Here is a 21,187-nt window from a genome sequence, read left to right as displayed (position 1 = left end):
GTCGCTGCCCTTAAGGATTGTTTTGAAATTGTGAACAGCACTCTCTTGCAGAGAACGCTGAAAACGATTTCACGCAACACGCGAAAACTTATGCTCCACTGGGAGCACTCAGAGAGGAAAGTGCGATTCCATGCATGCCTGTCTTGCCAAACTGGACCACCTCAAACGACCGCGAGGTCGCATCCACGAGCCCAACTTCGGCACCACGAAATGCGATACACATCAAATCCTTAAGCGACACACCTCACGCACGTTCCAGCCTTCAAATGGAGCAGAACTGTTGTATCGATTTTCTTTGAAAATCGCCCTCGAGCAGCAACGGCGTCCAGGCGCGGCGGCTTACTCGGCTGTGAAACATGTCGACCTCGCGATCGCCATGCAAAGCGAGGCCCACCTGTTGCGGGCCTCGCAATCTCAACTTCTTTGATCAGACAAAACTGTCCGGCATCGACGCCTTTTTCTCAGCCACATAGGCCCGCAGCGCCTTTTCGATTTCCGGATCAAGCGCCGGTTGCTGATACGCGTCGATAAGTTGCTCAACCCGCGCAGACGCCAGCGCCTGCGTGTCGCGCCCGCCTTCGTCAGACCAGGTCTCAAACGGCTTATAGTCGAGCAGTTCCGAGCGCCAGAACGCATCTTTGAAGTTCGCTTGCGTGTGCGCGCAACCAAGATAGTGCCCGCCCGGCCCCACTTCACGCACGGCATCCATGGCTTGGGCGTTTTCATCATAGGGCACACCCGCCGCCATTTTGTGCAACGCGCCCAGCTGATCCGCATCCATCACAAACTTCTCGAAGCTGGATACAAGCCCACCTTCCAGCCAGCCACAAGCGTGCAGCATGAAGTTCACACCACCGGTCAGCGCGGCATTATGCGTGTGAGCAGTCTCATAAGCCGCTTGCGCGTCCGGCATCTTGGAGCCACACAGCCCGCCACCGGAGCGGAACGGCAATCCCAGGCGACGCGCCAACTGGCCCGCGCCGGACAGAATTTGACTGGCCTCTGGCGTACCAAAGGTTGGCGCACCTGAGTTCATATCAATCGACGTCACAAAGGCCCCAAAGATCACTGGCGCACCAGGGCGGATCAGCTGGCTATAGGCAATGCCAGCCAGCACTTCTGCAAGCACCTGTGTCAACGTGCCAACCACGCTTACCGGCGCCATCGCACCGCCCACGATGAACGGCGACACGATACAGGCTTGGTTGTTTTTCGCATAAACCTCCAGCGCACCCATCATGATGTCGTCAAACGTCATCGGCGAGTTGATGTTGATCAGCGAGGTCATCACTGTGTTGTTCTGTACAAACTCCTTGCCAAACAGGATCTCGCACATTTCCACACTGTCTTGCGCACGGCTTGGCTCGGTCACCGAACCCATAAACGGCTTGTCGCTCAGGGTCATATGCGCCAGCAGCATATCGAGGTGGCGCTTGTTCACTGGCACGTCGGTGGGCTCACATACGGTGCCGCCAGAGTGGTGGAGCCACTTTGACATATAGCCCAGTTTCACAAACTTCTCGAAATCCGCCATTGTGGCGTAGCGGCGACCACCTTCCGCATCACGCACAAACGGCGGGCCATAGACCGGCGCGCACACCAATGTGTCGCCGCCAATTTCGACAGTGCGTTCAGGATTGCGTGCATGTTGCACAATGCGCGACGGCGCGGTTTTGCAAAGCTCTCGTGCGAGACCTTTAGGAATGCGCACACGCTCGGCTTGATAATCAACCTCCGCACCCGCGTCCTTCCATAGATCCAACGCCGCTTTGTTGTTCACAAAGTTGACGCCCACCTCTTCCAGAAGAATATCCGCATTTGTCTCAATGATCTGAAGTGCTTCTTCGTTGAGCACCTCAAACAGCGGCATATTGCGTTCAATGAACTTTGCGGCCTCGATTTTCACGCCGGTGCGTTCCGCGCGCCGCGCCGCCCCTCCGCCGCCGCGTCCCCGCCGCCGTGTCGCTGCTTCTGCCATGTCCTATCCTCACAGGCTGAATTGATGTCCTTGTGAAAGGTCTACCTGTCCTACAAGAGCCACTCCGGTTGGTTAGCGTCCTTTGAAACAAAAATGCGACATTGGCCGGTCGTTTTTCGGCGTGGGTGCACGCCCGTCCTGCGATTGATCGCTGCATCCCGTAAAAAGCCAGCTCAGATCGCGCGAACGATCTTGCGAAAAACGCCACTCTTCTCTATGCGTCCGCCATGACCCAGACATCCCATGACCGCCTTCTTATCATTGACTTCGGCAGCCAGGTCACCCAGCTGATCGCCCGTCGCCTGCGCGAGCTGAACGTCTACTGCGAAATCCACCCCTACCAAAACGTCGACATGGACTTCGTGCGCAGTTTCGCGCCCAAGGCCGTGATCTTCTCCGGTGGCCCAGACAGCGTGACCCGCGAAGGGTCCCCGCGCGCGCCACAAGAGATTTTTGACTACGGCGTGCCCATTCTTGGCATCTGCTACGGTCAGCAAACCATGATGACCCAATTGGGTGGTCAAGTGGACAGCGGCCACGGCACCGCCGAATTTGGCCGCGCCTTTGTGACCCCCAACAGCAAGCTCGACATCCTTGATGGCTGGTTTGCCGACGGTGACGAGCAGGTCTGGATGTCCCACGGCGATCACGTCAGCGCAATTGCACCGGGCTTTGAGGTCTACGGCACCTCCCCTAACGCACCCTACGCGATCACCGCCGACACCAAACGTCACTTCTACGCGGTGCAGTTCCACCCTGAAGTGCACCACACGCCCAACGGCGCAAAGCTTTATGAGAACTTTGTGAAAATCGCCGGTTTCTCCGGTGATTGGACGATGGGTGCCTATCGTCAGGAAATGATCGCCAAGATCCGCGAACAGGTTGGCGACAAACAGGTCATCTGTGGCCTCTCCGGCGGTGTCGACAGCTCTGTAACCGCCATTCTGCTACACGAAGCCATTGGCGACCAATTGACATGTGTCTTTGTTGACCACGGCCTGTTGCGCAAAAATGAGGCCACCGAAGTTGTCGCCATGTTCCGCGACAACTACAACATCAAGCTGATCCACGCGGATGAAACCGACTTGTTCCTGGGTGAGCTCGAAGGCCAAAGTGATCCGGAAACCAAGCGTAAGATCATCGGCAAGCTGTTCATCGATGTGTTCCAAAAACACGCAGACACCATTGAGGGCGCCGAGTTCCTTGCGCAAGGCACGCTCTACCCAGACGTGATCGAGTCTGTGTCATTCTCCGGCGGTCCCTCCGTGACCATCAAAAGCCACCACAACGTTGGCGGCCTGCCAGAGAAGATGGGCCTCAAGCTGGTCGAACCTCTGCGCGAGCTCTTCAAAGACGAAGTCCGCGCATTGGGTCGCGAGTTGGGCCTGCCGGCCAGCTTCATCGGCCGCCATCCCTTCCCGGGACCAGGCCTTGCCATTCGTTGCCCAGGCGAGATCACCCGCGAGAAGCTGGAAATCCTGCGCGAAGCAGATGCGGTCTACATCGATCAGATCCGCAAACACGGCCTCTACGACGACATCTGGCAAGCCTTTGTGGCAATCCTGCCGGTGCGCACCGTGGGCGTGATGGGCGATGGCCGCACCTACGACTTTGCCTGCGCCCTCCGCGCGGTGACATCCGTCGACGGCATGACCGCAGACTACTACCCGTTCAGCCATGAGTTCCTTGGCGAGACCGCCACGCGGATCATCAATGAAGTCAAAGGCATCAACCGCTGTACCTATGACATCACCTCGAAGCCTCCGGGCACTATCGAGTGGGAATGACGGCTGCGCTATAACGCCACCTGCAAACGCCGCCCTTCGGGGTGGCGATTTTGTTTTTCCGGCCCCATCATCGACGCAAACGTGCCTGTGGTAATGGAGCTGACATGCGTATCTTGACCCTTTCTGCGCTCCTGATGAGCGCCACACCCGCTCTCGCAACAATGCCCCTGGCCTGCGAGAGCGACACCGGTGATGCGTTTCTGTCCATATTGGGTCCGGTGGCGCAGTTCTGGCATACGGACTCACGTCGCACTGGCAGCGCCACGCATATCAGTCAGGACCATGACGGGTTTCCTTCGGCTTGGCATATCGCCATCGAGACCGCGACCGGAATCGCAGTGGTGGACGAAAAGCAGTGCGCCACAAAACACGGCCGTTTTCCTTTATCCTTTGTGATGGTGACGGACGATCACCTTATGCGAGGCTGTTGCACCGTCGCCGAGTAATCCTGTGTCTTCGTACCGCAAATAGTGCACATGTGCACTTGTCCCCCCTTAAAAGACCTGCCACGGTCCAGCCATGATCAAGCTGACCGGATACATCGACGTGCCTGCCGACCGCCTCACCGCCGTCACAGAGGCTCTACCCAAACACATCGCGCTCACCCGCGCCGAAGCAGGCTGCCTCTCGTTTGAGGTCACACCGGATGCGGCCCATCCCGGACGCTTCCAAGTAGCTGAGCTCTTTGTGGACCGCGCAGCTTTTGATGCCCATCAATCCCGCACAAAAATGTCTGATTGGGCCAAAACCACGGACGGCATTCCCCGCAGCTATCAAATCGAAAACCTAACAGAATGAACGACACTTTGAAGGCCGCCGTTTGGATGAGCGGCGCTATTGTCTCATTCACCTCTATGGCGATTGCAGGCCGCGCGGTCAGTCTGGAACTCGATACCTTTGAGATCATGATGTATCGCAGCATGGTCGGCATCGTCCTTGTGGTTGGCGTGGCCGGAGCCGCTGGCACGCTTGGGCAAGTCAACCGAAACAACATCGGCCTGCACTTTGTGCGTAACCTGAGTCATTTTGCCGGTCAAAACCTCTGGTTCTACGCCATCACCGTGATCCCTCTGGCACAGGTTTTTGCCTTGGAGTTCACCTCCCCAATCTGGGCTATCCTGCTGTCGCCTCTGATCCTCGGGGAAAAACTGCGCCCCATTGGATTACTTGCGGCCCTGATTGGTTTTTTTGGTATCCTGTTGGTGGCTCGTCCCAACCCGCAAACCCTGGACTTTGGCCAAGTCGCCGCCGCAGGCGCCGCGGTTGGCTTTGCGCTCTCTGCTCTCTTCACGCGCAAATTGACCCGAAGCCAAAGCATCACATGCATCCTGTTTTACCTGACGGTCATGCAAGCCGCTTTGGGGATCCTGTTTGCCGGGTTTGACGGCGACATTGCTGTGCCCTCTGTTGCGAGCTTGCCCTGGATCGTGTTGATCGCCTGCGCCGGACTGGTCGCGCATTATTGTCTAACGACGGCGCTGCGACTCGCTCCCGCCTCGGTTGTTATGCCGATCGACTTCATTCGGTTGCCGCTTATAGCTGTTGTAGGAATGACACTATACGCAGAACAAATCGATCTCTGGGTCCTGGTAGGCGCAGCAGTGATTTTTGCGGGCAATTACCTGAACATATTGTCCCAATTGCGCCTAAAGCCTGCGCCAAAGTGACGCAAAGTCATGGCTAACAGCACCTTACCTTAACGTTGACTTAAACAAAGTTGCGCGAATAGCCTGATGGTCACAAATAAAAAAACACTCAAAAACCACGGGACACATCAACATGAAAAAAGCGCTATGGGGAGCCACTGCACTGACACTGGTCGCTGGCACGTCTTTTGCAGGCGGCATCGACCGCTCCGGCCAAGGGGTCAACATCCTCTTTGAAGAAGGCAACTACGCACAGTTTACATGGCAGCACGTCAGCCCAAGTGTTGACGGCTCGACCAGCGGTGTGACGCACACAACCGACGTTTTGCCGTCCTACAACAACCTGTCGTTTGGCTATAAGCACGAAATCAACGAAAACTGGGACATTGCGCTGATTTACGATCAGCCCTTTGGTGCGCATGTTGCTTATACCAACGGCCCGTTCACCGGTGGCGGCGCGGACATCAACAGTGACGCTCTGACAGCTTTGGTTCAATACAACTTCGGCAATGGCTTTAGTATTCACGGCGGTGCACGTGCGTTGAAAGTGAAAGGCAATATCACCTCCAGCCTTGGCCTTTTGGACGCTAGCAGCGACTACGACTGGGGCGGTGTGCTTGGTGTCGCTTACGAAAAACCAGAGATCGCACTTCGCGTCGCTCTGACTTATGCCAACTCGATCAAAAGCGGCTTTGAGGGCACTCACAATGTGGTTTCGCCGCGCACCTTTGACGTTGATTTCCCAGAAAGCGTAAACTTGGATTTCCAAACCGGCGTCGCTGCCAACACTCTGGTGTTTGGTTCCGTGCGTTGGGCTGGTTGGGGCGGTTTTTCGCTGGACACAACCGACGGCAACTGGGTGAACTTTACCGATGACACCATCGAATACTCTCTGGGTGTTGGACGTCAGATCAACGACAAACTGTCTCTTGCGCTCCAGCTGGGTTATGAAAAATCCGGTACTCGTCCAACCACAACACTGTTGTCACCGACTACAGGATCCACAAGCATCGGCTTGGGCGCCACCTATCAGGTTAACGAGAAATTCTCGGTCTCTGGTGGTCTGACCTACGCGATGCTTGGTGACCAGTTCTTCCGCACCGGCGCAACTTCCACCGTCGACTTCAACGACAGCACCGCTTGGGGTGCCGGAATCCGCCTCGGCTACCGTTTCTAAACATTGGTTTAGTACAAAACGTGAGAGCCCCGCCCCACCGGCGGGGCTTTTTCTTTGCGCAGGTTTCGGAGTGAGTGCTACAGCTTAACCAGCTAAACCAAACTCATGAGCACACAAAAACACCTCACGCCCCGCGTCTGGGCCGAACTCTTCCTGCTGGCCATCCTCTGGGGCGCGGTCTTCTTTGCCAACCGCATTGCGCTGGACGAGATCGGTCCGATCACCTTGGTTGCCCACAGAACCCTCTGGGCCGCGCTTTTACTTTGGTTGGTGATTTTGGCAACCGGTGCCACTCTCCCCCGCAGTCCACGTCTCTGGGGCGCGTTTCTGGTGATGGGGCTGCTCAACAACCTGGTCCCCTTCAGCCTGCTCAACTTTGCCCAGCTCTCCATTGAAAGTGGCCTCGCCTCGATTTTCAATGCCGCCACTGCGCTCTGGGGCGTCCTGCTCGCGGCACTCTTCCTGCCAGACGAGCGCCTGACGCTCGCCAAAACTCTTGGCATCGGCCTTGGCTTCTGTGGTGTTGCCATGGCCATTGGCCTTAGCCATCTCACTGCGCTGGACCCACGCTCCCTCGCCCAAGGTGCAGCCCTGCTCGCGACGCTCTCATACGGCTTCGCCGGCGTCTGGGCCCGCAAACACCTCGCGGGATGCTCTCCCTTGGTGGCTTCCGCGGGCATGCTGACCTGCACCACCTTCCTGGCCCTGCCATTGGCGCATATCACGGAGGCGCCTTTCTCACTCAGCCTTGCCGCCTCAACATGGGCCGCAATCGCCTACGCTGCTATTCTGGGGACCGCAGCCGCCTACCTGCTCTATTACCGTGTGCTGGCCGCCGCAGGCTCCGGCAACCTGCTTGTGGTCACACTGCTGATCCCGCCTGTCGCCATTCTTCTGGGCACCGTATTCCTCAACGAATCTCTGCCACCGCGCGCCTACGCTGGTTTTGCCCTCCTCACACTTGGCCTGATTGTTCTTGATGGCCGCCTCGTTGCGCGCCTGCGCACAAAAAAACCAACCTGACTCCGCTTGCCAACACGCCTCCCGCTTGGCACCCTGCCAAAAAACAAAATCGTCAAGGGAGACCAGAATGGCCAAAGGCTACTGGATCGGACGCGTGGATGTGGATGACATTGACGGGTACCAAAAATACGTTCAAGCAAACGCCAAACCGTTTGCAGACTTCGGCGCCAAATTCCTGATCCGTGGCGGTCAGTTTGAAAACCCCGAAGGCAGCGCCCGCAGCCGCAATGTGGTGATTGAATTTCCCAGCTATCAGGCCGCGCTCGACTGCTACAAAAGCGCCGACTATCAGGCCGCCAAAGCCCTGCGAGATCCAGTTAGCGCCGGCGACATCGTCATCATCGAGGGCTATGATCCATGATCTGGGACCACCTGCTTGACCGCCTGCGCGGAAAAACCGATGCGGATCCGCTGCCAGAACCGGACGAGAAACTCGCCCTCGGCGCGCTCCTGGTGCGGGTCGCGAAGGCGGATGACAACTATCACGCGCTGGAAATCAGCGAGATCGACCGCATTCTCGCGACCACCTTTGACCTCAATCCCATTGAGGCTGCCAAACTGCGTGCCACTTGCGAGAAGCTGGAGCACAACGCGCCGGGCACGCCAGACTTCGCTCTTTTGATCCGCGAAAACGTGGATTACCCGCATCGCTTGGAAGTGGCACAGAAAATGGTCGATGTGATTGAAGCGGATGGCAAACACGTCCCCGCCGAAGACGCCAGCTTACTGGAAATTTCCAAGCTGATGGGCATCAAGCCCGAAGATACCCCCGTCGGCCCTGCTTCATAAGCAGGGCCGACAGGCTTTTCTTTACGCCAGGCTGGGCAACCACAGCACAATCGCCGGGAAGGCCACCAGCAACGCGATGGTGATGGCGTCCGCAATGAAAAACGGCGTCACGCCTTTGAAAACGTCCTGCACGCTCAGGTCATCACGCACACCAGCCACCACAAAACAGTTCAGGCCAATTGGCGGTGTGATCAGACAGAACTCCGCCATCTTCACCACCAGAATGCCAAACCAGATCGCGCACATCGGCCCGCTCATGCCAAAGGTGCTGTCAGCCGCAGAGACCATTTCGCCCCCGTTGAGCGCCATCACCGCCGGATAGACCACCGGCAGGGTCAACAGCAGCATGCCAATCGCATCCATAAACATGCCCAGCACCGCGTAAGCCAACAGGATGCAAACCAAAATCAGCATCGGCGACATGGTCAGCGAGACAATCCAGTCTGAGAACGCACTGGGTAGATCGGCAAACCCCAGGAAGCGCACGTAGATCAACACGCCCCAAATGATGGTGAAAATCATCACCGACAGTTTGGCTGTTTCCAGTAGTGCGTCTTTGAGCTGAGACCAGCGCATGCCGCGATACAGCGCCATCAAGAAGACAACAAAGGCCCCAATCGCCCCACCTTCCGTCGGCGTGCCCCAGGCATCTCCGCCAAACGGGTTGTAGACAAAGAAGATGATGGTCACGACCACAAACACAATTGGCAAGGCTGGTGGCAAAGACGCAAACCGCTCTTTCCAGGTGAAGCCGGACACCGGGGGACCAAAGCCTTTGATGGTCATCGCCATGCCGACAATCAACAACCCGTAGATCACCGCTGAAAACGCACCGGGGATAAAGCCGGCCAACAACAGTTTGCCCACGTCCTGCTCCACGATGATCGCATAGATCACCAGTATGGCAGATGGTGGGATGAGGGATGCCAAGGTGCCGCCAGCGGCCACAACACCCGCAGCAAAGCGTTTGTCATAGCCAATCGCCAACATCTCCGGGATCGCGATCCGCGCAAACACCGCCGACGTAGCCACGGAGGCGCCAGACACCGCCGCAAAGCCTGCGGTCGCAAACACCGTGGACACTGCCAAGCCACCAGGCACCCAGGCCAACCAGCGTTTGGCCGCTTCAAACAGCGCTTTGGTGAGACCTGCATAATAGGCCAGATAGCCAATCAGAATAAACGTCGGGATCAGGCTCAGCGCCTGGCTCGACACTTTGGAGTGTGGCACCTGCCCTGCGGTTTTCACCGCGATGGTCAGTGCTTTGCCAAACCGTTCCGGCGCGTAGCCAAACTTGGCCCAGAAAATCCAGATCAGGCCAACCATGCCTGCCAGACCAGCGGCAAAGGCCACCCGCATTCCCAGCACCACAAGCAGCAACATGCCACCTGAGACCGCCAGTCCAATATCAATCGGTTCCATAGTCGTGGTCTTCCTTAGGACTCATGGCCGGAGACATGCTCCGCTTCCATCGCCGCCTGCGTGGCGGCATCAATGATCAGGGGCACCGCAACCGGCGTGGTGGCATTGGTGACAAACGCTTTGGCATAGGCACACAGCTGCAACACCAAGCGGACACAGAGCACCGAAAACGCCACCGGCGCCAAAAGCTTGGCCGGCCAAAGCGGCAGAGCGATGTCCATGGAGCTGTCCCGGCTCCACATCGGCGCGCCAAAATCAAAGCTGCGATCAAAATGCGCCCAGGTACCCCACACCAACAGGACCATCAGGGTGAGCACGGCGGATGTTGTGATGAACTCCACCAGATAGAGCACACGCCCTTTGAGCTGCCCCACCAGGATGTCCATGCGAATGTGACCGCCATCCCGCATCACGTAAGACGCCCCCATAAAGGCAATGAGCGGCATAGCCTGTTCGATCCAATCTACATAGCCCGGCAAAGGCGCATTGAAGAAATTCCGCCCGGCGACGGAAAACACCGCCATGAGCATCAAAGAAAACACCGCCAACCCACTCACCAAAGCCAGGACTTTTTCGAGTTTGTAGAACTGCGTGTCGATTTTGCTGAGGGTACTGTTGTCCGTCAGCACCGAAGTTGCGCTGGCCATGGGACCTCCCGCTGTTTTTATGGTGAGCGCCTGTGGCGCACAGGTTTTGCACATCTTTTGATGTGCTATGGGCGAGGCGCTGCCTCGCGCTCCGGGATATTTTGAGACTGNNTCACAGTCTCAAAATATCCCGGGGGGGGGTTCACACCAGAATGGTGTGAGACGGGGGCAGAGCCCCCGCCTACCGGTCAGCTTAGCTGCCGTTTGCGATCATGCCAGTCACAAGATCATAGAGCTCTTGCGCAGGCAGGCCACGCGCAGTGTTCTCTTCGATCCAAGCCTTGGCCGCAGGAGCCGCTGCAGCTTCTTTGAAGGCTGCAATCTCTGCGTCTGTGAAGGCCACTTTTGCAATGCCACGCTCTTCCAGAGCCGGGCCCCACGCGTCCATGGTTTTGCCATTGTAGGTGGTCACATAGTGGTCCAGAGATTCCTCAACAGAACCCAACAGCGCCGCGCGGTGATCATCCGACAGGTCTGCCAGAGCATCGGAGTTCACAACAACTGGACAGTTCACGGTGCCTGGGTTCAGGTTGGTGGTCCACCAGGTCGCATTCTCGATGGTGCCATAAGACATGTGCGCGTGGGGGGCAAAGGCCACAGCCTTCACAACACCGCTGTCCATCGCCTGACGCACTTCGGTCGCAGACATGGAGGTTGGCACAGCACCAACGGTTTCCATGGCTTTACCAATACCACCGGTGGCACGCACGCTCAGACCGGCAAAGTCATCCAGCTTGGCTGGCGCGTCGCCCATGCCAACCAGGTTGTACTGCGGCAGCGGGGACGGCATCAGCAGGGTTGCGTTCCAGCGGCCCAGGTCTTCAACCGCCGCCGGGTGCTGATACACCGCCATGGACAGTTCAATTTCCTGCTCCAGCGAGCTCACGCCCAGGAACGGCAGTTCCATCACAGTGATGGATGGGTTTTTGTCGCGGTGATAACCGGCACAAAACTGCGCCATTTCAAACGCGCCGATGGAGATGCCATCGAGGTTTTCACGGTTTTTGGACAGGCCACCGTAGCTGATGTTCAGAGTGAACTCGCCGCCAGTCTTTTCAGAGACAAGCTCCGCCAGCTTCTCAACATGCTCGGTAAACGCGCGGCGCTTACCCCACAAGGACACATTCCATTCGGTTGCCATTGCTTCCGTGACAAAGGCCATCGACAGAGCGGCCACAGCCGTCCGGCTCAAAATCTTACGCATAATTTCCTCCCATTTGCGTTTTTCTGACCACAGCATGCCGCAAAGGCACAACAGATGCCAATGAGAGAATTTGCGCAGAGCAACGCCCCTGCCCTGCGGATTTCCGCAGGGTGAGCTCTACGCTACAAGAGCGCGTCTTTGTTAAGACCCAGCTTCACAATTTTCTCGTTGAGCGTCCGCCGCCCAATGCCCAATGCCGCCGCCGCCGCGTCCATGCGCCCCTGATGCGCCTTGATCGCCTTGCCGATCAGCTCGCGTTCAAAAGCGGCCACCGCCTCGCGCAGCGTGTCCGGCACATCCTCAGAGCCCAAATCCCCCGCCAAGGCCGCCGCCATCGAGCCGACGCCCCGCCGTGCGGCCATCACCCGCCGCGCGCAGACATTGCGCAACTCGCGCACATTACCCGGCCAGTCATGCGCCAAGAGCGCCGCCATATCCTCATGGCTCAACTCCGGCGCCTCCATTTCATGCATCTGAGCATAGTCCGCCAAAAAATGCCCGGCCAGCAGAGAGAGATCATCGCGGCGTTGTCGCAAAGGCGGCACCTGCAAAACAAACGTATTCAGACGAAACAGCAAGTCCGCGCGCAGCCGGTCATCCGCCACCGCCTGATCCACATCCTCATTGGTGGCCGAGACAATCCGCAGGTCCACGTTCACCGGCACGCCGGAGCCAACCGGATAGACCTGCTGATCCTCGATCACTCGCAGCAGCTTGGCCTGCACCACCGGCGGGCAACTGCTGACCTCATCGAGAAACAATGTGCCGCCAGACGCCGCCTGCAGACGCCCCTCGGCACCGCCAGCCACACCAAACATCTCCGCTTCAAAACTGTCCGGATGCAGCGCCGCGCAGTTGATGGCCAAAAACGGCCGATCCGACCGCGCGCTGAGGTCATGCAGCGCCCTTGCCACCAATTCCTTGCCGGTGCCGGTCTCGCCAAGCACCATGACTGCGCCGCCCAGCCCCGACAGGTCCAAAACTTCTTCACGCAGGGCCATCACCGCCGCTGTTTGTCCCAGCAAGACCCGATCCAGACCAGACAGTGCAAACAGACGTTCCTTCAGCCGTGCATTGCTGGCTTTCATCCGGCTTTGCTCCGCCGCATGGGTTAAGATGGTGAGCAACCGGCGTGGCTCATAGGGTTTTTCAACAAAACTGTAAGCGCCTGCCTGCATCGCCTGCACCGCCATGGGAATATCCCCATGGGCTGAGATCAGCACCAAGGGTGGTGCCACATTGCGATCCAGCTGCGCCAACAGCTCCAACCCACTCATCCCCGGCATGCGCACATCCGACAGGATCACATCGGGATGCATCTCGCCAAGTTTGTCCAACGCGCGATCAGCGCGCGGCACGGCTTCCGCCTGCCATCCAGCGGCCTCCAGCAACGCCAACAAGGATTGGCGCATGGATTTGTCGTCATCGACAATCAAAAGGCTAAAAGGCTGCTCGTCGCTCATATCATCTGCTCGTTGTTGTCCTGCACCGCAGGCAGCTCCACACGGAATACCGCGCCCCCTTCAGGCCGATCCTCTGCCTGCATCGTGCCGTCGTGATCCTTGATAATACTGGCAGAAATCGCAAGGCCCAGCCCCATACCGCGCCCACTGGCCCGCGTGGTCACAAAGGGTTCCTGCAAATCTGGCAGGCTTGCAGCCCCTAGCCCATGACCAGTATCTGCGACTTCAAAGAAGGCAACGGCGCCCTCCTGCCCAACTGTCACAGACAGGCGCGACACCGCGTCCTCTTCTTCCATCGCGTCACAGGCATTGCGCAACACATTGGTGATCACCTGCTCCAGCCGCAACCGGTTGCCGCGCACCCAAGCAGGTTCGTCAGGCTGCCGCACTTCTACCTCCACAGCGCCCTTCTCGATGTTCGGCGCCAAAAGCGTCAGCCCCGCCTGCATCGCCGCGCGCAGATCAAACACCTCAAAGGCTTCCTCGCTGCTCGTGGCAAAAAACTTCAGCTGACGCGTGATGCCTTCCATACGCCCCACCAGCCCGCTGATCTCGCCCCCCAGCCGCGCCGTATTTTGCGGATTGATCTCCGCCGCCGCCAGATGATTGCGCATGGCGGCAATAGGTTGGCCCAACTCATGCGTCACCGAGGCCGACAACTGTCCCAACGCCGCCAAGCGGCTGGCCTGTTCCAGCTCTTTTTGCGTCTTTTGCAAGCGCTCTTCAGCCGCTTTGCGCTCCGCTACTTCAACTGCCAACTTCTGGTTGGAACTTCGCAGCTGCGCCTCTTCCTTTTCCGCTCGCTTCAGCGCCCGTCCCACGCGCCGCGCCCGCTGCACCTGAAATACAATCATCAGTGCCCCGGCCAGAAACACCACAGCCGCCGTCGCCAGCCAACTGCGCGCCACCGCGCGGTCATCATCCGCAAAATAATGCAGCTGCCAGCCATCCGGCAGATCATCCGCCACCAGATGCATACGCTCATCGCCGCCTATCACCGCACGGTTACCTGTTTTCACCCGCCACTGTAGCGGGTCCAATGGCTGCCCGGAAAACTGCCGCACCGCGCCAATCTCTTGCTTTTGCGCCTCCGTCAGCGGCGTCAGCGCCCGATAGCGCCACGCCGGATCAGACGCCAAAAGCACCACGCCATCGCTGTTGGTCAGGATCACTTGTTGCCCGGCCCGCCGCCAACTGTCCTCCAGTACAGAAAACCCTTTCTTGATAGCGATCACGCCCGCCACCTCATGGCCTTCGACCACCACGCCATCCGCCAGAAACAGACCGGGCAAGCCTGTGGTCATGCCGATGGCATAGAACCGCCCGTGTTTGCCCTGCAGCGCGTCTTTGAAATAGGGGCGGAACCCGTAGTTGTGACCCACAAAGCTGGTTTCGCTGGCGTGATTGGACGCAGCAATGGTGACCCCATTGGCATCCATCAAATAGATCGCTTCCAACCCCGATTGCTGCGCAAAATCCTCAAGGCGCGCGTTCAACGGCCCTGTGCCACCGCCGGCCACCGCCTCGGTCACAAAGGTGTCTCGCGCCAGAATGTGCGTCAGATGACTATGCTGCTCCAGCTCCGCCACAACTGTGCTGCGATAGAGCGACAGCTGCCCCTGCGCCTTGCTCCATTCCTCTTCGGCGAAATAGTCAAACGCCGCCCGTTGCACCACAAACCCCACCAACAGGGTCAAAATCGCAGAGAGGATCAAAGGACGTCGAGACATTGGGCCAGGCACAGTTGCAAAAGTTGGCGCAGGCTAGGCCAATGCCGCGCACTTGGAAACGGGATTCTGGGGGCTTTGCCCCCGCCGCCGCAACCGGCGCCTCCCCCAGGATATTTTTTGAATGTGAATGAGTGGTTGCGAGACTTTGCTGTGCGACCTACATCTTTGCCTATGTTTGCAGATTTTCTCAAACGCCTGACGGCGCCCGCCCCTGAGACTTTGGACAACGCTGATGCCCGCCTGGCGCTGACTGCCCTATTGGTGCGCATCGCCCGCGCTGACGGTGTCTATGACCCTGCGGAAGCCGAGCGCATTGAGCGCATTGTGACCGGTCGGTATGAACTGAGCCCATTTGAGGCCACCGCCCTGCGCAAAGAGGCGGAAACACTGGAATCCGAAGCCCCCGACACCGTGCGGTTCACCCGCGCGATTAAAGACGCGGTGCCATTGGAAGCGCGCATCGAGGTGATCGAAGCCATGTGGCAAGTGGTTCAGGCAGACGGCGAACGCGACGCGGAAGAAGACAGCGTCATTCGCTTGGCCGCCAATCTTTTGGGCATCTCGGACCGCGACAGCGCTTTGGCGCGCCAACGTATGGCCGCACAGGCATGATTGCTGCCTTTCCCATGTATGACCGGCCTGAAGTGGCCGCAACGTGGGATCGGCTATGGCACCTGTTTCGTGCCGCTTACGGTAACGGGCCGCAGCAACAGACCCGAGACGGCGATCTCTGGGACACCTGGAAAAGCCCGGACCTGTTACTGGCGCAGACCTGTGGCTTTCCCTACCGCACGCGATTGAAGGACAAAGTTGCCCTGATTGGCGCGCCGGATCACGGCATTCTGGAAGCGCCAGCCGGTCACTACTGTTCCGTGGTTGCCGCGCACCGCCGATGTGAGGGACAAAACCTCCCCGCATTGGACGGCGCCACGCTCGCTTACAACGAACCGCTATCACAATCCGGATGGGCGGCTGTCTGGCGTCATTTTGACCAACACAACATTCGAATCGGTCCCCGATTGCAAAGCGGATCGCATCGGGAATCGGCTCAAATGGTGGCCCAGGGCACGGCGGATTTTGCCGCATTGGACATCATCAGCTGGAAATTGATGGAACGCTATGATGACTTTGCTGCGGATCTGGTTGTTATAGATATGACCCCACCCACACCAGCTTTGCCCTTCATTTCCGCATGTTACCAAGATGTGGAGCGCATCCAAAAAGCGTTACGCGACGCCATTCAAACACTGACGTCGGGTCAACGCGAGGAATTGTATCTGCAAGGTCTGGTGACGCTGCCGCAAAGCTCTTATGAGGCTGTGCCAAACCCGCCAGCGCCCTGACCTTTTGGCCAAATGAATGCACAAAACGTCACTTAGGGGGCTTCACCCGCCCTTTTGAAAGTTGCAATTGCGCAAATTTTCATTCCTATTGGGCAACCAATGATTAACCCAATACTGATGGGGACACTGTGAGCGAAGCCACGCCCGTTCTGCAAATCCGCGACCTGCACAAGGCCTATGCCAACCTAGAAGTCATCAAGGGCGTGGATATCACCGCGCACCGCGGCGATGTGGTTTCTTTGATTGGCTCCTCTGGTTCCGGCAAATCCACAATCCTGCGCTGCGCCAACCTTTTGGAGCACAGCCAGCAGGGCGAGATCCTGTTCAAAGGCGAACCTGTGACCTGGAAAGGCGCGGGCCATTCCCGCGAACCGGCGGATCCCAAACAGATCCTGCGCATCCGCACCAACCTGTCGATGGTGTTTCAGCAGTTCAACCTGTGGTCCCACATGACCATCCTGCAAAACGTAATGGAAGCCCCGGTCACCGTGCTTGGCCGCGACAAGGCTGAGGTTGAAGAGGCCGCACATGCCTACCTCAACAAAGTTGGTATTGCCGACAAACATGACGCCTACCCGGCGCAGCTCTCCGGCGGCCAGCAACAACGCGCCGCCATTGCCCGCGCCTTGGCGATGGAACCCGAGGCGCTGCTGTTTGATGAGCCCACTTCGGCGCTCGACCCGGAGCTTGAACAGGAAGTCGTGCGCGTGATCAAAGCGCTGGCTGAGGAAGGCCGCACCATGATGATCGTGACCCACGACATGAAAATGGCCCGAGATGTGTCTGATCACGTTGTGTTTTTGCATCGAGGCCTGATCGAAGAACAAGGCGCGCCAGACGAGCTGTTTGGCAATCCAAAATCTGAGCGTTTGAAACAGTTCCTGTCTTCAACCGCCGCATAATAACAACAGAACAACCAAACCATAGGGAGCAAAACTATGAAAAACCTGATCCTGAGCACTGCCGCACTGGCACTGACCGCAGGCTTCGCCATGGCTGACACCGTGCGCCTTGGCACCGAGGGCGCCTACCCTCCATACAACTTCATCAACGACGCTGGCGAAGTTGACGGCTTTGAGCGCGAGCTGGGCGACGAGCTCTGCAAACGCGCCGAGCTGACCTGTGAGTGGGTCACCAACGACTGGGACAGCATCATCCCTAACCTGCAGTCCGGCAACTACGACGCCATCATCGCAGGCATGTCCATCACCGATGAGCGTGAAGAGACCATGGACTTCACCCAAGGTTACACCCGCCCATCCCCATCCGCCTACGCAGCCCTGTCTTCCGACGTGGACGTGAACTCCGCGATCGTTGCGGCGCAAACCAGCACCATCCAGTCCAGCCACGTGGCCACCACTGGCGCGACACTGGTGGAGTTCAACACCCCGGATGAAACCATCGCAGCTGTGAACGCAGGCGAAGTAGATGCCGTGATGGCGGACAAAGACTTCCTGGCACCATTTGTGGCTGAAACCGACCTGACCTTCATCGAAGACGTATACCTCGGCGGCGGCATCGGCATGGCGTTCCGCGAATCTGACGACGATCTGCGCGGCAAGTTCGACGCAGCCATCGCTTCCATGAAGGCAGACGGCACCCTGAACACTCTGCTGGACAAGTGGGAAATCGAAGGCAAGTTCTAAGCCTTCCCCATTTGAAAACCAATTGAGGGGGGGGGGCTCAGCCTCCCCCTTTTCCCACCCGGCGGACCGCCCGACGTGGCCACACTGCCCCAAGATCACACGAAAGAGGCCAGCCATTTTTGCCTATTGCTCAGATCCTTCAGTCCTAGAAGGTTTGTCCTGGCTTAGCTGCTATCTCACCACTGGGAAGCACATGGCCTTTTACGCCTCTTTTGGCACGGTGCTGTTGTTGCTGGCGATCACCGCCCCGACCGCGCTGTTATTTGGCCTCGGCGGCGCCATGGCTGCGCGCGGGCGCTTCTTTCTCGTGCGTTGGTTTGGCAAAGGCTACATCGCCATTGTGCGCGGCGTGCCGGACATTGCCTTTTTCCTCTTCTTTGTGATTGCGCTTGATCAGGCCATCGAATGGATGCGCCACAAGGTCAAATGCCCAGAGTGGACCGATCCAGTGCGCCAGGGCAGCGAGTTCCTGGTTTGTGACGTCGCCAAAATGCCGCTCAGCTCTTCGCCACAGTGGATTCACGAAATCTATGGCTTCTGGCTGGCTGTGTTTACCTTTGCCATCGTGTTTGGTGCCTTTGCCGCCAACGTGCTCTACGGCGCCATGCAGGCCGTGCCCCGGCCACAGCTGGAAACCGCCGAAGCTTACGGCATGTCTCCGCGCCAAACCTTCTGGCGCATCCTGATGCCACAGATGTGGATCTACGCCTTGCCTGGCCTGTCCAACCTCTGGATGGTGCTGATCAAAGCCACCCCGCTGTTGTTCCTGCTGGGCGTCGAAGACATTGTTTATTGGGCCCGCGATCTTGGCGCGTCCAAAACCGCGCGCTTCACCGCCTATCCGCACGGCGACTGGCGCATGTGGTACTTCTTGGCGCTGCTGATTTTCTACCTGCTGTTCACCCGCGTGTCTGAGATTGTCTTGGCACGTGTCACCAAACGTCTGTCCCATGGACAGGCCACATTGGACGGGGAATCCCAACGCAAAGCGGGGAGTGCGGCATGAGCTGTTTCGACACCATTCAGAACTACGCCTTCCGCTCCTTGGGCTATGGCGAGCGTATGTTGCCGCGCACGGATTTCACCCTGTGTGAGCACTTCACCCTGATCGGCTCCGGCATGATCTGGAACGTTTACTACGGCCTGTTGGCAATTGTGACCGGCTTCTTCTTTGCCAACCTGCTGGCAGTGGCCAAAAACTCCAACAGCCTTTGGGCGCGCAAACCGGCGGAGTGGTTTATTTTCCTCTTCCGAGGCAGCCCGCTGTTCATCCAGTTCTTCTTTGGCTACTTCCTGTTCTTGTCGCTCAAGGGCGTGTCGCCAATCTTCAACCCACTGTCCTCTGCGGCATTGGGCGCACTGATTGTGCTGTTCCTGAACACCTCCGCCTATTCGGCAGAGATCTTCTACGGTGCGCTGCGCTCCATCCCGAAAGGCGACGTGGAAGCCGCAGACGCTTATGGCATCACCGGTTGGTTCCGCTTCCGCCGCATCATGTTCCCAACCATGATGCGCCTGGCGTGGCCGGCCTACACAAACGAGGCCATCTTCCTGTTCCACGCCACCACGCTGGTGTTCTTCTCCGGTTTCCCGGCTTGGCGGCAACAGGGCGACGCGCTCTACTATGCCAATTACTTTGCGGACAAAACCTACAACCCGTTTGTGCCCTACCCGATCCTGGCGATGTATTTCATCATGCTCACGCTGGTGATCATCTGGATCTTTGGTCTGGTGAACAAACGCCTGAACAAACACCTGCCTCAGGCAGCCGTGAAAAAACTGCGTTTGCGTCCAAATCTGATCCGCTGATCGCGGGCCACACCACCTGAAAAATTGCAAAACACCCGCCAAAAATTGGCGGGTGTTTCTGCTTTTACGCCACCTCCGCAATATAGTCGCGATACAGACGCAATACCGACGTGGAAAATGACGGTTTAAAATTCTTCTGGACAATTCACCCCGCGCGCCCGATATTTTGATCAAATTATCGAAATGGTGACCCATGGACCCGGCACAAAGCGCAACCTTCCGGATTGGTGCAGTAGATCTCAACGGCCAATTGCGCGGCAAACGGCTGCCTTCCGAACATCTCGCAAAACTCAACAAAGGCGGCGCGCGTCTGCCCCTCTCAGCCCTTAATCTGGACATCTGGGGCTGTGACATCGAGAACAGCCCGCTGGTGTTTGAAAGCGGCGATGCGGATGGTGTGCTCACCCCATCACCCCGTGGCGCCGTGCCAATGCCATGGCTCAAAACGCCCTCCCAACTGGTCCTGATGGGCATGACCAACGAAGACAGCAGCCCGTTTATGGGCGACCCAATCCAAGCCTTGGCCGCGGTGCTAGAACGCTACGCCGCCCGCGGCTGGACAGTGGTGGCCGCCACCGAGATGGAGTTCACCCTTGTGGACGACAGCGGTGACCAACTTGTGCCGCCAAAGCACCCCCGCAATGGCCGCCAGCTCGACGCATCCGAAATCCTCAGCGTCTCTGAGCTGGACGCTTTTGATGACTTTTTCAGCGATATCTACGATGGCGCAGCGGCCATGGGCATCCCTTTGCAAACCATGACCTGCGAAGGTGGCGTGGGGCAGTTTGAGGTTACCCTCAACCACCAAACCGCGATGAAAGCCGCCGACGATGCCTTGCTGATCAAGCAGTTGCTGCGCGAAACCGCGCGCAACCACGGCTTCGCCGCCACTTTCATGGCCAAGCCCTATGGCGATGATGCCGGCAACGGCATGCATGTGCATTTTTCTGTGGTGGATGAGAACGACAACAACGTCTTTGACAATGGCACCGCAGAAGGCTCTGACCTGCTTAAGTCCGCTGTGGCAGGCTGCTTGGAGGCCATGCGCGCTTCCACCCTGATCTTCGCGCCGCACGGCCCGTCTTATGACCGCTTTGCCCCCGGCGCCCACGCGCCAACAACCGTGTGCTGGGGCTATGAAAACCGCACCGCCGCCATCCGCATTCCCGGCGGTCCCAACGCCGCCCGCCGCATCGAACACCGGGTCTCCGGGGGGGATGTGAACCCTTACCTGATGCTCGCGGCCATCCTGGGGGCTGCTATCGAGGGCATCACGGAAGGCTTGATGCCGCCTGCCCCAACCACCGGCAACGCCTATGCGCAGGACCTGCCGCAGCTGGCCAAAAGCTGGGACGACGCCATTGCGCTGTTTGAAAGCGATGCGTTTATTGCACGTTGCCTGCCAAAGCAGCTGATCGACAATCTGGTGATGACCAAACGCCAGGAGACGCGAAAACTCGCCGAGATCGATGCGGCGGACCGCTGGAAAACCTATCTGGAGCGTGTATGACACGCTTGCGCGA

At 58.3% G+C, this 21,187-nt stretch carries 22 protein-coding genes; 16 read left to right on the top strand and 6 right to left on the bottom strand.

Translation table 11 applies throughout. The features are described 5' to 3' along the window. Positions 1–130: 130 nt before the first annotated feature. The gene (locus tag JXR15_RS10225) at positions 131–427 is read left to right on the top strand and encodes a DUF6477 family protein (protein WP_422053129.1); all 297 of its coding nucleotides are present in this window, start codon (positions 131–133) and stop codon (positions 425–427) included. Here the strand turns inward: JXR15_RS10225 and JXR15_RS10220 are convergent, their stop codons facing one another. After that, a complete protein-coding gene (locus JXR15_RS10220; protein ID WP_422053128.1) occupies positions 428–1,978 on the bottom strand; it encodes a trimethylamine methyltransferase family protein in 1,551 nt (516 codons plus the stop codon). A gap of 227 nt (positions 1,979–2,205) precedes the next feature. Here JXR15_RS10220 and guaA point away from each other — a divergent pair, with 227 nt between their 5' ends. From guaA to JXR15_RS10180, 8 genes are all read left to right on the top strand, one after another. Beyond that, the gene (gene guaA, locus JXR15_RS10215) at positions 2,206–3,765 is read left to right on the top strand and encodes a glutamine-hydrolyzing GMP synthase (protein WP_422053127.1); all 1,560 of its coding nucleotides are present in this window, start codon (positions 2,206–2,208) and stop codon (positions 3,763–3,765) included. Between the two features lie 104 nt (positions 3,766–3,869). Continuing rightward, positions 3,870–4,211 (top strand): hypothetical protein, encoded by a 342-nt coding sequence (locus JXR15_RS10210; RefSeq protein WP_422053126.1) that lies wholly within the window; start codon positions 3,870–3,872, stop codon positions 4,209–4,211. A gap of 73 nt (positions 4,212–4,284) precedes the next feature. Then, the gene (locus JXR15_RS10205) at positions 4,285–4,563 is read left to right on the top strand and encodes a putative quinol monooxygenase (protein WP_422053125.1); all 279 of its coding nucleotides are present in this window, start codon (positions 4,285–4,287) and stop codon (positions 4,561–4,563) included. Then, complete coding sequence (locus tag JXR15_RS10200; RefSeq protein WP_422053124.1) at positions 4,560–5,432, top strand: DMT family transporter; 873 nt, start codon at positions 4,560–4,562, stop codon at positions 5,430–5,432. The genes JXR15_RS10205 and JXR15_RS10200 overlap by 4 nt, the downstream gene beginning before the upstream one ends. A gap of 112 nt (positions 5,433–5,544) precedes the next feature. Further along, positions 5,545–6,588: an OmpP1/FadL family transporter gene (locus JXR15_RS10195; RefSeq protein ID WP_422053123.1), complete on the top strand. Its 1,044-nt coding sequence runs from the start codon at positions 5,545–5,547 to the stop codon at positions 6,586–6,588. A gap of 105 nt (positions 6,589–6,693) precedes the next feature. Beyond that, complete coding sequence (locus tag JXR15_RS10190) at positions 6,694–7,611, top strand: DMT family transporter (RefSeq protein WP_422053122.1); 918 nt, start codon at positions 6,694–6,696, stop codon at positions 7,609–7,611. 67 nt (positions 7,612–7,678) lie between these two features. Next, the gene (locus JXR15_RS10185; RefSeq protein WP_422053121.1) at positions 7,679–7,972 is read left to right on the top strand and encodes a DUF1330 domain-containing protein; all 294 of its coding nucleotides are present in this window, start codon (positions 7,679–7,681) and stop codon (positions 7,970–7,972) included. After that, on the top strand, positions 7,969–8,400 hold the full coding sequence (locus tag JXR15_RS10180) for a TerB family tellurite resistance protein (protein ID WP_422053120.1): 432 nt from the start codon (positions 7,969–7,971) through the stop codon (positions 8,398–8,400). Before JXR15_RS10185 ends, JXR15_RS10180 begins: the two co-directional genes overlap by 4 nt. Positions 8,401–8,421: 21 nt before the next feature. Here JXR15_RS10180 and JXR15_RS10175 read toward each other — a convergent pair whose 3' ends face one another. From JXR15_RS10175 to JXR15_RS10155, 5 genes are all read right to left on the bottom strand, one after another. Beyond that, entirely contained in the window at positions 8,422–9,822 is a 1,401-nt protein-coding gene (locus JXR15_RS10175; protein ID WP_422053119.1) for a TRAP transporter large permease, read from the bottom strand. A 14-nt stretch (positions 9,823–9,836) separates the two neighbouring features. Beyond that, entirely contained in the window at positions 9,837–10,469 is a 633-nt protein-coding gene (locus tag JXR15_RS10170; protein ID WP_422053118.1) for a TRAP transporter small permease subunit, read from the bottom strand. A 193-nt stretch (positions 10,470–10,662) separates the two neighbouring features. Next, positions 10,663–11,673, bottom strand: coding sequence for a C4-dicarboxylate ABC transporter substrate-binding protein (locus JXR15_RS10165; protein WP_422053117.1), 1,011 nt, complete (start codon positions 11,671–11,673; stop codon positions 10,663–10,665). Positions 11,674–11,795: 122 nt separating this feature from the next. Continuing rightward, on the bottom strand, positions 11,796–13,136 hold the full coding sequence (locus tag JXR15_RS10160; protein WP_422053116.1) for a sigma-54-dependent transcriptional regulator: 1,341 nt from the start codon (positions 13,134–13,136) through the stop codon (positions 11,796–11,798). Then, positions 13,133–14,866, bottom strand: coding sequence for an ATP-binding protein (locus tag JXR15_RS10155; protein WP_422053115.1), 1,734 nt, complete (start codon positions 14,864–14,866; stop codon positions 13,133–13,135). Before JXR15_RS10155 ends, JXR15_RS10160 begins: the two co-directional genes overlap by 4 nt. Positions 14,867–15,037: 171 nt before the next feature. On the opposite strand from JXR15_RS10155, the gene JXR15_RS10150 reads away from it, so the two are divergent. From JXR15_RS10150 to JXR15_RS10120, 7 genes are all read left to right on the top strand, one after another. Next, positions 15,038–15,478, top strand: coding sequence for a TerB family tellurite resistance protein (locus tag JXR15_RS10150; protein ID WP_422053114.1), 441 nt, complete (start codon positions 15,038–15,040; stop codon positions 15,476–15,478). Then, positions 15,475–16,209, top strand: a complete 735-nt coding sequence (locus JXR15_RS10145) for a phosphate/phosphite/phosphonate ABC transporter substrate-binding protein (RefSeq protein WP_422053113.1) — start codon at positions 15,475–15,477, stop codon at positions 16,207–16,209. Before JXR15_RS10150 ends, JXR15_RS10145 begins: the two co-directional genes overlap by 4 nt. Before the next feature lie 128 nt (positions 16,210–16,337). Next, entirely contained in the window at positions 16,338–17,111 is a 774-nt protein-coding gene (locus JXR15_RS10140) for an ABC transporter ATP-binding protein (RefSeq protein ID WP_422053112.1), read from the top strand. Between the two features lie 36 nt (positions 17,112–17,147). Then, the gene (locus tag JXR15_RS10135) at positions 17,148–17,855 is read left to right on the top strand and encodes a transporter substrate-binding domain-containing protein (protein WP_422053111.1); all 708 of its coding nucleotides are present in this window, start codon (positions 17,148–17,150) and stop codon (positions 17,853–17,855) included. A 115-nt stretch (positions 17,856–17,970) separates the two neighbouring features. Beyond that, the gene (locus JXR15_RS10130) at positions 17,971–18,861 is read left to right on the top strand and encodes an ABC transporter permease (RefSeq protein WP_422053711.1); all 891 of its coding nucleotides are present in this window, start codon (positions 17,971–17,973) and stop codon (positions 18,859–18,861) included. Continuing rightward, the gene (locus JXR15_RS10125; protein WP_422053110.1) at positions 18,858–19,664 is read left to right on the top strand and encodes an ABC transporter permease; all 807 of its coding nucleotides are present in this window, start codon (positions 18,858–18,860) and stop codon (positions 19,662–19,664) included. The genes JXR15_RS10130 and JXR15_RS10125 overlap by 4 nt, the downstream gene beginning before the upstream one ends. A 193-nt stretch (positions 19,665–19,857) precedes the next feature. Next, positions 19,858–21,174: a glutamine synthetase family protein gene (locus JXR15_RS10120; protein ID WP_422053109.1), complete on the top strand. Its 1,317-nt coding sequence runs from the start codon at positions 19,858–19,860 to the stop codon at positions 21,172–21,174. Positions 21,175–21,187: the final 13 nt, after the last annotated feature.

The sequence above is a fragment of the Shimia sp. genome (assembly GCF_049116215.1).
Lineage (GTDB): Bacteria > Pseudomonadota > Alphaproteobacteria > Rhodobacterales > Rhodobacteraceae > Shimia.
The sequence above is the reverse complement of the archived record's forward strand: the minus strand, read 5'-3'. Positions and strand labels throughout refer to the sequence as shown.

Bases quoted from the DNA above. Each gene is read 5' to 3' on its own strand.
- JXR15_RS10225 (WP_422053129.1), top strand. From the start codon at position 131: ATGCATGCCTGTCTTGCCAAACTGGACCACCTCAAACGACCGCGAGGT.
- JXR15_RS10220 (WP_422053128.1), bottom strand. From the start codon at position 1,978: ATGGCAGAAGCAGCGACACGGCGGCGGGGACGCGGCGGCGGAGGGGCG.
- guaA (WP_422053127.1), top strand. From the start codon at position 2,206: ATGACCCAGACATCCCATGACCGCCTTCTTATCATTGACTTCGGCAGC.
- JXR15_RS10210 (WP_422053126.1), top strand. From the start codon at position 3,870: ATGCGTATCTTGACCCTTTCTGCGCTCCTGATGAGCGCCACACCCGCT.
- JXR15_RS10205 (WP_422053125.1), top strand. From the start codon at position 4,285: ATGATCAAGCTGACCGGATACATCGACGTGCCTGCCGACCGCCTCACC.
- JXR15_RS10200 (WP_422053124.1), top strand. From the start codon at position 4,560: ATGAACGACACTTTGAAGGCCGCCGTTTGGATGAGCGGCGCTATTGTC.
- JXR15_RS10195 (WP_422053123.1), top strand. From the start codon at position 5,545: ATGAAAAAAGCGCTATGGGGAGCCACTGCACTGACACTGGTCGCTGGC.
- JXR15_RS10190 (WP_422053122.1), top strand. From the start codon at position 6,694: ATGAGCACACAAAAACACCTCACGCCCCGCGTCTGGGCCGAACTCTTC.
- JXR15_RS10185 (WP_422053121.1), top strand. From the start codon at position 7,679: ATGGCCAAAGGCTACTGGATCGGACGCGTGGATGTGGATGACATTGAC.
- JXR15_RS10180 (WP_422053120.1), top strand. From the start codon at position 7,969: ATGATCTGGGACCACCTGCTTGACCGCCTGCGCGGAAAAACCGATGCG.
- JXR15_RS10175 (WP_422053119.1), bottom strand. From the start codon at position 9,822: ATGGAACCGATTGATATTGGACTGGCGGTCTCAGGTGGCATGTTGCTG.
- JXR15_RS10170 (WP_422053118.1), bottom strand. From the start codon at position 10,469: ATGGCCAGCGCAACTTCGGTGCTGACGGACAACAGTACCCTCAGCAAA.
- JXR15_RS10165 (WP_422053117.1), bottom strand. From the start codon at position 11,673: ATGCGTAAGATTTTGAGCCGGACGGCTGTGGCCGCTCTGTCGATGGCC.
- JXR15_RS10160 (WP_422053116.1), bottom strand. From the start codon at position 13,136: ATGAGCGACGAGCAGCCTTTTAGCCTTTTGATTGTCGATGACGACAAA.
- JXR15_RS10155 (WP_422053115.1), bottom strand. From the start codon at position 14,866: ATGTCTCGACGTCCTTTGATCCTCTCTGCGATTTTGACCCTGTTGGTG.
- JXR15_RS10150 (WP_422053114.1), top strand. From the start codon at position 15,038: ATGTTTGCAGATTTTCTCAAACGCCTGACGGCGCCCGCCCCTGAGACT.
- JXR15_RS10145 (WP_422053113.1), top strand. From the start codon at position 15,475: ATGATTGCTGCCTTTCCCATGTATGACCGGCCTGAAGTGGCCGCAACG.
- JXR15_RS10135 (WP_422053111.1), top strand. From the start codon at position 17,148: ATGAAAAACCTGATCCTGAGCACTGCCGCACTGGCACTGACCGCAGGC.
- JXR15_RS10125 (WP_422053110.1), top strand. From the start codon at position 18,858: ATGAGCTGTTTCGACACCATTCAGAACTACGCCTTCCGCTCCTTGGGC.
- JXR15_RS10120 (WP_422053109.1), top strand. From the start codon at position 19,858: ATGGACCCGGCACAAAGCGCAACCTTCCGGATTGGTGCAGTAGATCTC.